This is a genomic window from Streptococcus fryi, from assembly GCF_053206505.1.
The window spans coordinates 1-14714 of sequence record NZ_JBRUGW010000045.1 but is presented as its reverse complement, the minus strand read 5'-3'; the positions used below and the strand labels follow the sequence as shown (position 1 = coordinate 14714).

Annotated in this window: 9 protein-coding genes and 1 pseudogene; 1 reads left to right on the top strand and 9 read right to left on the bottom strand. The window is 36.7% G+C overall.

Annotated elements, in window-relative coordinates; all coding sequences use genetic code 11:
- Window positions 1–484: LPXTG cell wall anchor domain-containing protein (locus ACVRZH_RS09300; protein ID WP_447455015.1), on the top strand; the 484-nt coding region annotated here is incomplete at its 5' end.
- Between the two features lie 281 nt (window positions 485–765).
- Here the strand turns inward: ACVRZH_RS09300 and gap are convergent.
- The 9 genes and pseudogenes from gap to ACVRZH_RS09255 form a co-directional block, all read right to left on the bottom strand.
- Entirely contained in the window at window positions 766–1776 is a 1011-nt protein-coding gene (gene gap, locus ACVRZH_RS09295; protein WP_447455014.1) for a type I glyceraldehyde-3-phosphate dehydrogenase, read from the bottom strand.
- Between the two features lie 232 nt (window positions 1777–2008).
- Entirely contained in the window at window positions 2009–5668 is a 3660-nt protein-coding gene (locus ACVRZH_RS09290; protein WP_447455013.1) for a pullulanase, read from the bottom strand.
- 445 nt (window positions 5669–6113) lie between these two features.
- A pseudogene (locus ACVRZH_RS09285) lies at window positions 6114–6854 on the bottom strand (IS30 family transposase).
- A gap of 267 nt (window positions 6855–7121) precedes the next feature.
- Window positions 7122–8630: a hypothetical protein gene (locus ACVRZH_RS09280; RefSeq protein WP_447455012.1), complete on the bottom strand. Its 1509-nt coding sequence runs from the start codon at window positions 8628–8630 to the stop codon at window positions 7122–7124.
- 9 nt (window positions 8631–8639) lie between these two features.
- Window positions 8640–9671: a DUF6287 domain-containing protein gene (locus ACVRZH_RS09275; protein ID WP_447455011.1), complete on the bottom strand. Its 1032-nt coding sequence runs from the start codon at window positions 9669–9671 to the stop codon at window positions 8640–8642.
- 551 nt (window positions 9672–10222) lie between these two features.
- Window positions 10223–10900: a rhomboid family intramembrane serine protease gene (locus tag ACVRZH_RS09270; RefSeq protein ID WP_447455010.1), complete on the bottom strand. Its 678-nt coding sequence runs from the start codon at window positions 10898–10900 to the stop codon at window positions 10223–10225.
- On the bottom strand, window positions 10884–11423 hold the full coding sequence (locus ACVRZH_RS09265) for a 5-formyltetrahydrofolate cyclo-ligase (RefSeq protein ID WP_447455009.1): 540 nt from the start codon (window positions 11421–11423) through the stop codon (window positions 10884–10886). The genes ACVRZH_RS09270 and ACVRZH_RS09265 overlap by 17 nt, the downstream gene beginning before the upstream one ends.
- Before the next feature lie 197 nt (window positions 11424–11620).
- Window positions 11621–14410, bottom strand: coding sequence for a C39 family peptidase (locus ACVRZH_RS09260; protein ID WP_447455008.1), 2790 nt, complete (start codon window positions 14408–14410; stop codon window positions 11621–11623).
- A 143-nt stretch (window positions 14411–14553) separates the two neighbouring features.
- Window positions 14554–14685: a transposase gene (locus ACVRZH_RS09255; RefSeq protein WP_447454812.1), complete on the bottom strand. Its 132-nt coding sequence runs from the start codon at window positions 14683–14685 to the stop codon at window positions 14554–14556.
- Window positions 14686–14714: the final 29 nt, after the last annotated feature.

Sequence of the window (14714 nt, the reverse complement as noted above, 5' to 3'; positions counted from 1 at the left end):
CGTGACGCTTCAAGATACTATCGAGAAAAAAGATGGTTTAATCATAAAGACAACATGGGCTAACGTCAATGGAGAAAGTCAACCTACCCTCATTAAGAAAACGGCCGTAACTGACAACCTAACAACAAATGACTTGCCGTCAGCTAAACTTACTCATAAAAACGGTAGCGGCTTAACATCCGAGGAAAAAACAAGCATCTCTCTCAAAGAAATCCTAGAAAAACCAGCGAGCAGTAAACCAAGCTTAACACAGGAATTCAGTCAACAATTGTTTGAACACACTGAATCTAATCTAGGAGAAATAGCAAAACAAGATAAGCAAATTGGCATGAGTGATGAAACTCTTAGCACAGAATCCCAAAACGATGAGACTAAAGAACATCATTTACCACGAACAGCGGATGCTCCTCAAACACACCTCACCTTGCTTGGTTTAGGATTAGCTAGTTTAGCGACATATCTCAAAAAGCGTAAAGAAGATTAGTTAAGTCAATAAAAACACATCTTTCTATCACTTCTCTACCTAACTTTTTCTAATAACACTAAAGCAGAACTTTATAAAGTCACGCTTTAGTATCAACCAAGATTTAAAAATCAGAGCTATTACTGATAGACATTAAGTTTAAAACAAGCAAAAACGCCCTTTTAAACTATCGTACGGTAATAAAGCTCTGATTTTTTATCCCTAAATTCATCTCAAAAATAATAAAAATGCTTTAGATACACAAAAAGACCGACAAGTAGCCGGTCTTTTTTAGACACTAATTATTTTGCAAGGTTTGCAAAGTATTTAAGTGTACGAACAAGTTGTGCAGTGTATGACATTTCGTTATCATACCATGATACAGTTTTAACCAACTGTTTGCCATCAACATCAATAACTTTAGTTTGAGTTGCATCGAACAATGAACCATAGTGGATACCAACAATATCAGAAGATACTAATTCTTCTTCAGTGTAACCATAAGATTCGCTTGATGCTTCTTTCATTGCAGCGTTGATTTCAGCAGCAGTTACTGGAGTTGCAAGTACAGAAACCAATTCTGTCAATGAACCTGTTGGAACTGGTACACGTTGTGCAGCACCATCAAGTTTACCGTTAAGTTCTGGAATTACAAGACCGATAGCTTTTGCAGCACCAGTTGTATTTGGAACGATGTTAACTGCAGCAGCACGAGCACGACGAAGGTCACCTTTAGCATGTGGTGCATCAAGTGTATTTTGGTCACCTGTGTAACCATGGATAGTTGTCATCAAACCTTGAACAACGCCAAATTTATCTTGAAGAACTTTTGCCATTGGTGCAAGACAGTTTGTTGTACATGAAGCTGCTGAGATTACTGTTTCTGAACCATCAAGGATGTCATGGTTAACGTTGTAAACAACTGTTTTAACGTCATTTCCACCAGGAGCTGTGATAACAACTTTCTTAGCTCCTTTTTCATGCAAGTGTTTTTCAGCACCTGATTTGCTTGCGAAGAAGCCAGTTGCTTCAAGAACGATTTCAACACCATCATTAGCCCAGTCAATGTTTTGTGGGTCACGTTCAGCAGAAACTTTAACAAATTTTCCGTTAACGTTGAAGCCACCTTCAGCAACTTCTACAGTGCCGTTGAAACGACCTTGAGTTGTGTCATATTTCAACAAGTGAGCAAGCATGCTTGGGTCTGTAAGGTCATTGATACGTGCTACTTCAATGCCTTCAAGTTCTTGGATAAGACGGAAAGCAAGACGTCCGATACGTCCAAAACCGTTGATACCAACTTTAACTGTCATTTGTGATTTCCTCCTTATGAAAACCATAATAAATTTTATTCTAAAGGCGAATACCTTTAATTTTTGTGAAAAGATTAACTTGTAAATCTACAAGAACTTCCAACACCATTATTATATAATGATTTGAAAAAAATTGCAATTATTATTTACGAACCGAGAAGATTTGTTTGAGAAAAAATCTTGTATTTCAAGAAGATTTCTTGAAAATACAAGACCTTTTCATATAAACAAATTATTGACGACGTTTCAATCTCAATCCCAATGCTCCCAAGAGATTTGTTAACCCAAGTAGTAACATAGAGCCTGATTCACCTGTTTTAGGCAGGCTAGCTTGTTTTTCAGAAGATGACGCTGTTGTCGTCATTGCAACTGAAGAAAGACCTTCTGTTGCTTCTGTTTCAGCAATCACGTTATGCATCTTGTCTGCTTCTTGATGGAATTCTTTACCCAATTCTGTCGCAGTCGGACGTTCATTAGAGCTGTCAGCATTTAAGAGTTCCACACCGTTTCTGTTCTGAGGTTTTTCACTTGTTTCTGGAGTGTCAGGTTCTTTTTCAACCTTAGCTGTCAAACGAATAACAGTTGCTGTTAGAGGGGCAAGCGTGATACGATCTGTACCCAAAGTAACTCCAACAGGATTGTCAAGAGCATCAATTCCTGCTCTTTCACCATCAACCAGAACATCACCTGCTAATAGAGCTCTATCCTTTTCAGATAAGATAAATTCACGTGCCTTCATATCTGCATTGACAAAGACTGCATAGCGTTCACCGTCATTTCCCTCGATACTATAAGCAATAACAAGGTCTTCCTTAGCTACGCCATTTTGGTCAGGTATTGTTAGTAAAGTCACTTTCGCATCAACGTCTGCTTTGCTTGGCAATCTAAAGGCTTCTGTTGATTTTCTGAGGGCAATCAATCCTCTCACAAAGGCTTGACTACGTGTGTTCTCAGGATAAGCTTTGTCATCTGTTGCCTTCGTCCAATCAAAATGGTTAATCGCATCAGACGAATCATAAGAGTCATGAATATAGTATGGATAGTCAAACGGTGTACCGTCTTCATTAACAAGTAGGTGCGCTTTATTTGGAACCTTGTCTTCCGATACAGGATATCTATAATCCTCATGTTTGAAGTGTTTGGTACGTCCATACTCCTGTCCAGAATGTAAGAACGGTGTCCCTTGAGCAGTCAGAACAAGAACATTGCCCAAACGCAAACGCCTATGGATTTCCTGATCGTGCTCTGGTTTACTTGGGTCTTTCTTAATAGACTGAGCAATGATATCATACAAGGTTAAATTATCATGGGCTGCGATATACTGGATAACATCTCCTGGTGAGTCAGCATCAAAGTTCGTTGGTTGTGCCTTGATATTTTTAAAGACCGTTTCAACAGACTTAGCTCCATTGGTAATAAAAGCTGGTGTCCCTTCATTTGGGAAACCTGACTTAAGCGTGTTACGAATATCATCAGAGAAAACAGCGACTGTATCTGTCGAAGACATCCAATCTTGATCAGCTGGTTTTTCAGGATAATTGGTATCTCCGGCATAGGTTCTCCAACCCTCACCAAGCATAATGACGTTTGGATTTAGTGCCTTAGCAGCATTGAAGGCCATCTCAACACTAGCAGCATCATGGTCTCCCATCATATCAAAACGGAAACCATCTACCTTAAATTCATCTACCATATATTTGATAGAATCAACCATAACACGACGGCTCATGTGGTGTGTCGTCCCAAGACGTCCACCACCAAAACTTGATTTAGCCGTGCCATCTGCATCCATAAAGTGATAGTAGTTAGGCTCAAGGTCTTCAAAAATAAATGTTCTTGCTGTATGATTGTAAACCACATCCAAGATGACACCCATGCCACGCTTGTGGATTTCGTTGACTAAATGTTTAAACTCTTCGATACGTTTTAAAGGATTTGTCGGATCCGTTGAATACATCCCTGTTAAAGCGAAATAACTTTGTGGGTCATATCCCCAGTTGTAGTTGCTATTGCTTGAAGCATATTCATCTAAACGCTCAGCATTTTTCAATTCATTAACATAATAGTAACTCATGACAGGAAGCAATTGAACGTGTGTCACACCAAGATCTTGTAAATAATCCAAACGTTCTGCAAATGCTGCAAATGTTCCAAATTGGTTTTTCAACTCATCAGCGATAGCTTTATCAGAAGTGAAATCACGAACGTGTGCTTCGTAGATAATAGCGTCTTCGCGACGTTTGAAATTAGCGATATTGGCATAAGTCAAGTCTTTAGGTCCTACTTCCGATGGATCTACGATAGCCGCTTTAGCAATTTTGTAAGCTGCTCCCTTATCCGCTAAGCTACTGTCCCAAGCCGCCAGTGACTTCGCATAGGGATCTAACACAAGAACTGTTTCATCTCCTCGTGTGATTTCATAATGGTAAAAATACCCTCTATAGTCTGCTAAACCTAGAGCATTATCACCCAAAGTAAGATGCCATTCTCCTTTATCGCCCTTGGCTAAATCAGTTTTACCAAGAACTCTTGTTTGATCATCCTTATCATAAAGTACAAGAGTTACTTTGTCGGCACTTGGTGACCACAAGGTGAAATCTACCTTCGCTCCCTCATCAGAAACTCGTGCACCCAACTCACCGTCGTAAGCAAAAACACTATCCTTTAATTGCCAACTCATTTTTGTTGTAAATTGCTCATTACCGTATGTCACTGTATAATTCGCTCCTTCTTGATTAAAATCACCTGTTAATTTAACTTTATTTGCTGCAACATCTGGAATCACATCTGATAATGACACCTCTTTACCATCTTTATCAGTCACACTAATTTTTGATAATAAGTCTTCTTTTGTCACACCTTCTAGCGTCGAGAAAGTCGCCTCTAACTCTCTTACACTACTATGGGTCACTCCCAAAACACGGACATTATTAACGAAGTAAGGATTTGTATAAACAACTGGATCGTCATCTCTCACAAATAATTGTGAATACTTACTCACCTCTGTAAATTTATAATCCGATTTTTGAATCTTGACATCGTCTCCAGTCTTGCCTTCATCTAATAACAAAAACCCAAGATTATTAGCAGCTTCCTTCAAGTCAATATCAATGTAGCGACCATAAGGTCCTTCGGCTGTAAAATCAATCCCATTAGGCCAATCACCCAATGTCACATTCTCAACATCTCCCCAAACCCAAAGCGATTTATTAGTATAATCACCATCAGTACGGAAATAATTCAAACGGACCTTACCTGGTGCCAGTGGTTCCGAATAATTAACCTTATAATCCTTATCTAACCAAACATGATTCATCTTAGGACTAATAAATTCAACAAATTGGTCTCCTGTGATATTTTGACCAGCTGTGTTATTGATTAAGAAACCAAGCTTTTGGGGTTTGTCCTTCATTTTGACATCTAGATAATAACCATAGTCATCCTGCTTAGCAGTTGCAAAGTTCGTCGCAGCATTCGGCCATGCACCAAGAGTGCTAGATGGTGTTTCCACATCTTCCCACGTCCACAACCCTAGACTGTCCAATGGTTCTTCAGGCAAGGCTTTAAAATGCAAACGTAGACTGCCATCTGCTACTTGGTCATCTGTAGCAACATCAGAAACAAGACGAGTCGGAATCGGATTGACTTCAGTTTCTTCTGATAGTTCCCCTTCAGTGAGAACTGCTGTTTCTTCTACAGGTTCTACGACACGACCAACCGTTGTATCTGTTTCTGCAAGGCTTAATTCGTCAGCATGAACCTCTTGTATCTGACCTAGTACAAACAAAGAAGCTAGACCAACAGAAGCCACACCAACACTAAGTTTACGGATACCAAAAACTTGACGTTTATCAGCTGATGGCTTAGACTGTTTTCCTAAATATTGATCCATGTCAATTCCTCCTAAATTGATTTTACATTTCTAGTATACTAGGTTATATGATTTTATGCAATCGTTTGCGTTAGGTTGTTAAAGAAAAGCTAGGAATTTTCCCGGCTTTATTTTCAGTCATCATATTGACAGGCCTAAACATATCACGAGAGGTGGAAAAACCGTGTTTTATAACAAAAACTACCCTAAAACACTGCAAGACTTAAACCAACTATTATTTATCTCAACTTAATATGATAGATGGATAAGTAGTTCTACTTCTAATGAAAGCAATCCATACTATTACCAGACTAAGATTTATATGACAAACTTATATCATCTATTCTAACGAAAAAACATTCAGAATGTGCTTATCTGTCTTCTTACTTAGCTACTGGTCTCCTTAGTTTTTCACGATAGGATTTAGGCGATTCCTGATAGACACGCTTAAAGATTTCCTAAATTGTCAAATTAAGCTAGACTTTTTCAAGTAACTCAGAAAAACTTGGTATGGTGTTTGATAATTCAAGGATTTTCTAGGAATTCTATTCCTTTTATCAGATATAGCTGATAAAAACTGCTGAGAAAGACCAGAAAAGTCCATCTGTTTCGGAAGTCCATTCTGCCGTAATAAGCCATTTGAATGCTCATTGAGACCTCGTTGACCAGGACAACCTGGATCGGCAAAGAAAATATCAATGTCATGTGCATTCGAAATAGACTTCCAATTAGAAAATTCTTTCCCACAATCAAAGATTATCGACTTAAAGAGATGCTCCGGGAATTGAGACAGCCATTGATGAATTGCTTTCTCAACATCACTTGCTTTTCGCCCCTTAGTTTTCAGTGTAATTATGGCTTTTGAGAGGCGTTCTACTAAGGTAATAACTGCACTTTTGTGTTTCTAGCCAACAATGGTATCTCCTTCTAGGTGTCCAAACTCTGTCTGAAAATGAGGATAGAGTTCAGCTCTTTCACGTCAATCTCTGCGAAAGACTTATTTTTCTTCGCCCACAGCGTTTCTTATTGGCTTTATAGTGTTCATAGTAATCATAAGCAGAATGTCCGTCTTTGAGAAAGTTGATAACATTGTAGATCGTCTGTTTTGATCTTCCAAGAGCCTTCATAATATCTGTTACTTTTTTACCTTCTTGGTAGTAAGCCTATATCATGACGAGTTCATTTGTGGTTCATGAGTGTAGGTCATTTATGTTAGTTCCTTTCAGACAAATGCAGTAGTTTATCTGAGCCTAACATAGATGGCTTTTTCTGTCTAGCTTAATTTTACAAATTGGGACTGAATAAATGTCAAAGACAAGATAGTTGCCGAAAAATAGCTACTGTCTTGTCTTATTGTCTAGCTTAAAAACTTGATAGACGTGACAAATGGTAGAAAAGAGCCTCTCTTTTTGGGTATTGTTGAAAGTACTACATATTGTGGTTGGTATAAACTGGTATATAGTTCCCAAAATCTTTATAATCTATTCCATTCCATACTATTAGAGGACAAAATATCGTATCTATTTATTTCTAATTTAACTTCCTGCCAAGTATGTATATCCCCTGATGATGCTACAATTAGCTCATCTGTTTTTCCTAAATTTTCATATGTTATTATTAAATCCTTGATCGCTTCAGTTCCTGATTTATTTAATACATAATGTTCATACACTCCAGTATCATATCCACCAGATGCCCTTAACCAAAAACTACCATCAGCCATAGGTACTACATGTGTGCGATAACCCGTTCCATTAAATAAAGTTACAATTTCATTATCTTTCAAAGTAAATATTCCATAAATAGTTCGTTCCCAAATAGCTAACTTCTCAAAGGTTGTACCAGTGTAGGAATCAACTGTTTTTCCTGCTAGAATAAATTCATCAATTCCATTACTATCAAAATCATATAATGCATAATATAACTCATCCGCGTTTAATGCTTCAGGACTATAATATTCGAGACCATAAAAACTATTCGAAGACAACATTTCAAGGTTATCATCTATTACTTTTTGATATTTTTTAATATAATCACTTTGATCATTACCACTATCTTTCTCCGATTCCACTTCAAAAATATCCGAAAAACGATATAGAATCTTTTCACCATCAAAAGTTGATACAACAAGTCTATCTAATTTCAAATCAGTTTCTTTATACTTAATTCCTTCTGGTATAAAAGTATATGTATAATGAATACCCAAATTAGTGAGAGCAGTTAGAGAGATTTTGCCTCCTCTTATATCACCCACTGCATAGTCTTGGTATACTTGAACTATTGAATCAGTTTGTTCCTTATCATTTGGTGAAGTTATTGTGTTGATTCCATTTATGGAATCAATCCCGCTATCATTTATATCGACTTCAAATAACCTATCTTTCGTTACCCAAGTGTCGATCACTGTCGAAAAATTCTTAACTGACAATTCTTCTAAATTTATTGGAGATAAGCTAACAACATCAAACCTAGTCCACTTTTTCCCTTTTAGCAGCCTATTCAAATGACTCATTGGAACAAATTCCTGCACCATTCCAAAAGAAATATCATATTGTTTCACAATTTCAACTGTTTCTTCACCATCATCAAATCCAATATATAATTCTTCTCTTCCGTCTTCATCTAAATCTTCAATGATATAAGAAGGGTTTCGAGTCGGTTGTTCAAACAATTCTGGTGGTATTCTGTCGTCATCTTTATCAATAATACCTTTCTGATAATCATTAATAATCGTATAGTAGATACGACGATTTCTAGTTACTTGAAATTTTTGATATAATGTCATACTTGATTGATAACTAACCAATACAATCATGGCAACTAGACAGACTATAAAAATTTGTTTCCAAATAACCAGTCTTCTAAATGATAACCAGTAAGATTTTTTGAATTCCTGATTAAAAAATGCTTCTTTTATTTCAAAATCATTTGGTTGTCTATGATTTATAATAATAAATTTTTTAATCCACTCTCTTTCTCTCATTTATTTCCCTCAAAGTGATTGAATTAGATAATCATCTCCAACTTTTTTCATTACATAATCTCGAGTTCCTTTGATAGATTCTTCACGACCATCTGAATACTTAAATACTCCAGTATAGTCAACAGTCATTGTTACAATATCTCCTGATAATCTTATATTCTCTATTTTTGTAGTCTTCCCAGAGAAACCTACTATACCTTCTTTTATAGAATCATTTAGGATGAAATCTCTTGTTTCCAAGTAACTAAGACTATCTGAAGTAAAATGCTGAGATATTTTATCCGCTTTTGCTCTATAGGATTCATCCAAAGACAAACGATAATCAATAATTCTTCTATGTAACTTCTCTATCAAAGTCATCGAATAAACTGAATTAGGAATTTTCGAAAAATCATTCTCTCTATAGTACACATCCGTTGTCACTCCTGACATAATTACACGATCAACCGATGAAAGAGTAGGCATTCTATAAGGTAGTAAACCAACTGGAACAGTTGCTTCCACGCCTCTAGGAATAATCTTCAACGTAGGTGCACCTGCTCTATCTAAAGGTGTTAGTACAATAACATTACCTTCAAAACTCAATTGGTAATCTCTAAAATACTCTTCCCAATTTAAGTCGATTAGGCCATCAGAATATTCCGATTGCCATAATCCAGAAATACTTTCATAATCTCCTGATTGAATAGCTATAATATCTATACTGCCATCATTTTCTTGGACATGACTTTTAGAATCATCATCCCCTTCTATTCTCTTGCTGATTGATTCCGAACGCTGACTATCTATCACTGGATCTGATTTAGATACCTTTGATATTCCTAAATGAGTTATTTTTTCTTGAACAGGATCCCTGATTACTAAGACATAAATAACTAAAAAAAGACTTATGATACTCAATGTTGCTACAAGATACCAGGTAGACAGATGCCGTTGATTTGACAAAATAATTCTCTCATCATAGGCTTTCTTTAATTCAGATGGAGTTGGTTTTCTTCCATTTATCACTTCAAAACAAGCAATCCATTCTTTTTCTTCCATAATTTCTCCTATATTACTTTCTATATTATCAAAATATTTTCCTCATTATCAATTGACGTACAACTCTTAAGAACTATATCAGTAATTATTATAGTGTTCAGATAGTTCAAAGAGCCTAGCGAAACAATTCTCTCTTATTCTTCTTAGTTTGTCATCAATAGCTTCAGAGTTATATGATTTATACTTTCTCATTAAAACACCTTTAGAGAATACACCCCCAGTAAATCATTGATGTTTTCATTAATTCTTCCACAAGAAGAGTAGGCATAAAGAAAAATGACAGTTATCACTGCTAGTACAAATGAAGTGAATTAATTACAATCATTAGTAATGATAGACTTTGTCGGATAATCTTCTATGCTTCTGTAGAAAAAATCAGGAAATCCATTGTTATAATAGCATATCTGTGAGTTACAGCTGTAGAATATCGCTATCCTAATAGATATTCTTATCATTAAAGCATTTAAATTATTAACAGATAAATGTTTAATACTGTCACAAATAGCATAAGGCATATGAACATTAACATCCTTACAACTAACGAGGAATAATCAAAATATAAATACTGATACAGTATATAAGACCATAATAGTACAAATATACACTAACAAAGCTTGAGTACGGAAAAAAGGATTAAATATTTCTCTTTCAACCTCATTAGGTAAAAACACCGCACTCAAGGCACCACCTAAAGCACCACCAATGTGTCCAAGCATACCAACATCTGGACTAAACAAGTTAAAAAACAAATTGATGACAATCAACATTTGATAGTTTCGACCAAGCTGTTGCATATAAACATTATCACCAAAATAACCTAAAACAGCCACAGCCGCAAATACCCCAAACAAAGAAGTCGAAGCTCCCGCTGCAACTACTGACGGTTCAAAAAACAAATGAAAAAGATTCCCCATCACACCTGATAAGAGGTACAAGAGCAAAAATCTAGCAGAGCCAAAAAAACGTTCTGCCAAAGGACCTACAAAATATAGGCTCAGTGTATTTAAAATAGCGTGCTGCCAGCCAATATGTACAAATATAGGTGTCACCAAACGCCAACTCTGACTTGGGAACTGCTTAATAGCTTCTCCAAACATACCACCAGATAAATAGACTGCGTAGGCTGTTGTAGCTTGACCAAAGAAAACGATTTGCATGGCTAAAAAAACGATAATAGTTATCCCCAAAAGGATAACGGTAACAGGAGCATCTTTAACTGTCAATTTCATAACGAATAACCTCTCTAACCGGTAAATCATGCGCTTCTGGCTCAAAATCACGACATTGTATAGGATAAACGGTACTCAAAGTAGTACCAGTAAATCGCTCTAAATAGCGATCATAAAAGCCACCACCGAAACCAATACGGTAACCTTGTGAATTAAAAACAACACCTGGTACATGCATCATATCAATCTCCGAGGGGGCAACCTCTAAACTGGATGTAGGCTCCAACACCCCAAAATCAGATAGGCTCAACTCCTGCTTATCATACACCACAAAAATCATTTCCCCAGGACCGATCACCTTGGGAACTACCAAGCGTTTGCCATCTTTTAAAGCTTCTTGAATAAAGACAGTCGTATCTACCTCAAAAGGCATAGCCAAATAAGTCGCTACAGTCCTAGCTGAACGATAGGCAGGATGGCTCAACAGACGGTGAATAAGAGCAAGGTCCAATGTTCTTTTTAAATTAAGGTCCTGTCGTTTCAGAGTTTCAAGCACTTCTTGGCGTAACATTTTTTTTAACATATGTTCATTATAACACGACTCACCCTATAAAGGGATGTATAAGATATTAGAAAGGTGAATGAAAATAGTCAAAAAAGAGAGAACCAGATGTAGACTCTACACAAAAGTTAGACTAAGAGCTAACATGCAAAGATTCAGTTCATCTTGATTCTCTCAATTACTTCCGTTATCCACTCTGTGGCAACACGTTAGTAACTCTATTTTTGTTTACGCTTAATAGTTGATAATCCCAATAAGGTCGAGAAACCACCTAGCATTACACTGACTAATGCAGAATGATCTCCTGTTTTTGGTAATAATCTCTCGTTACGTGATTTAGTCGAAACTGGCATTGAAGTAACGATGCTTGCTGACTTAGGTTTCGCTACTGCTAAAGGTTCTACTTCATTATTTGAAGAGGCTAATGGTTCAGTTAATTCAACAACTTTTTTCTGAGTAGCTAGATAAGCTGTATAAGCAGCTAACACTATTGAATGTTGTTTAGAAAGTTCTTCATTTTCTTCCTTCAAATCATCCAGTTTTGCTAACTCTGTCAACAAGTTCTGTTTCTTAACCTCTAAATCTTTTTGGGCTGTCAACAAAGCCTCTCTAGCCTTGAATAAACTGTCTCCAGCTTGTTTTAAAGAGGTAAGCTCTTTTTTCAGTTGTAGTACTTTTTGATGTTGGCTAGCTTTCTCTGTTTGCTTAGACTTAAGATGTGATGCTTCTTTTTCAACAACAGCTTTTAAAGACATATAGCTCGATAATTCTTCTTTTAACTTAGCTTCTGCAACTTTATAGTCAGATTTTTTAAGGTTCAAAGCGGCTTTAGCTTTAGTTAGATTATCTTCCTTACTAGGTAAACTCTGTCTAAACATTGCAATTGCTGTTTGAGCCTCTTTATAGGCCTTCTCTGCTTTATCAAACTCACGACGTGCTTGAGCTAAACGTTCTTTAGCCACCATCAATTGCGATGGAAGGGATTTAAGTTCTGACAAACGCTGATTGATTGCATTGTACTGAGATTGCGAACGATTATAGGTCACATTTGCATCATTTTTTTCTGACTTGATTGTAGTCAATTGATCAGCTACAGCTATTTTAGCATTCTCTTTTTTAGCCAATAAAGATTGTTTTTGAGAAAGTTGACTATTGAGTTCCGAATGACTAGCTGTAAGGCTATTAACTAGTTCTCTTGAGCTAACAACTTTATTCTCTGCAACAGCAACAGCATTTTTACCCTGCGCAACACGCATCTGAGCTTTATTTCTCAGATCAGATGTGGCTAATAATCGACTTAATTCATTATTCAAAGCACTTCTACTATCAGATAGACGTTGTACACGTGATAGAGCGTTATCTCTTTCCGCCGCGATTCGTTCTGTTTTATAAGAACTAATTTTAACAAACGGAGCTCCAAGTCCGTAAACATCTCCTATTGCTCTACTTTGCTCTCTCCATAGACTAGCAACGGAGTACCAACCCGCATTAGCTGTCGTATAAGGGTCATACACATAAGTATTACCATTAGAATAGCCTGTTAAAACAATCTCGTGACTGTAACTTGGTCCCCAAGGTGAAAACTTGTTGTTCTGAACAGCTGCCGCTATCAAGTGACCTTCTTTAAGTGATTTAACAATGTCATCATAGCTTGTTAAAACCTCAGGTTTCAAGCCATAATGACGAGTTGCCGCTAATACACCTAAACCAGAAGTACCCTCACCTCTTGTATTAAATTCATCAGTATTATTATACAGCCAAGCACCGACTTCCAAAGGTTCAATAGGTCTTCCGAGCAATTCAGTGAAGATAATAGCCAACGCAGTTGGCACACAGCCTGTCGCTCCAAAATTAGCAACACCAAATACACGGTGCGTACGTGAAGGGTGAGTTTGCGTATAGTTTGTTAAACCATATACATTTGAAGTAGGTTTTGAAGCTTCATATTCTTTAGTCAAGCGATCTAAATTAGACATAGCTGCATCATAATCAGATTGAACATTTCGCAATCTGGCTTTGGCTTCAGAAATAGCTTGTTGACGTTGTTTCTCTGATTGCTCCAAAGTGGCCAAAGCCTGTTCAGCACTTCTAAGCTCAGCTTGTGCATTAGCCAATACATCCAAAGCAGTCTCTAATTCTTTTACAGCCTCTGACTTATCAACTCTCATCGTCTGCTCTATCTTAGCAATCTCAGCTTTTAGGAGACTAATATCTCTTAAAAGTTGATCACTCTGTGCCTCAGTTTTGGAAAGCTCGTTATTAACTTTGTCTACAGTTAATTTATCATTCTCAAGTTTTTTCGCGGCATCTTCTAATTGTGCTTCTAAACTCCCAATCTCTGCAGCAGTTTTACCATCTGTTTCTTTGGCGATATCGATTGCCTTCTCAGCCTTGCTCAAAGATTCCTTATTTTTGTCAAAAGCTTCCTCTTTAACCTCCAAATCAGTTTCAAGTTTCGCTTTGTAAGCAGGATCAAAATAATTTTCAGCTTCTTTTACCTTAGCTTCTGCTTCTGCAACGCGTTTTTCTGATGCTTCTAAATTAGTATTAGCTTCCTTAAGAACCTCAGCTTGAGCCGTTAATTCTTCTTTTGCCTTAGTCAATTCATTTTGAGCTGCTGAAACTGTTGTATCAGCTTTTGATAAATTTTCTTCCTCTGTTGAAATAGTCTTTTCCAAATTAGCAAGCACTTCTGGAGTTGCTTGATCAACTAAAGATAAAGCAGCAATTTCGGCTGTTTCTAAATTAGCAACTAGCTCTGAAGCTTTTTCTTCATCAGCACGGGCATTTTCTACAACACCAGTTTGATTTCGAACGGCTTCCGTACTCTTTTCTAATGCCAATTTACTCTTTTCAACATCGTTTTGTGTCACAGGTGTTTTATCAGGTGACTTCACGACATTTGCTAACGTATTTTCTGTTTTTTCCGTAGTCGCATAAGTTGTCGTTGTCAATCCCGTAGTTAAAGCAACAATCGCAACACCACTCACTGTTTGTATTTTTTTCATAACAACACTGTACTCCTTTGAAATATCTTGTATCGCTATACCAATAGGTTATGTTTCATAGCTTCATTAACACCTAGTACTGTAATTACTTTGAAACTTAGTAGTATACAATTTCTATTTATTAACGACATTATATTATATAGTCATTTAGTTTTAAAATAGTATTCTAAAGCAGATTGAACAGAACATCCTGTTCTTAACAACTCAGTCACCTTTCTTTTTAGAGTAGCCCAAAACTGTTCAATGGGATTGAGTTCAGGAGAATAGGGTGGCAAAGGAAGAAAGTAATGCCTGCTTGCTATAG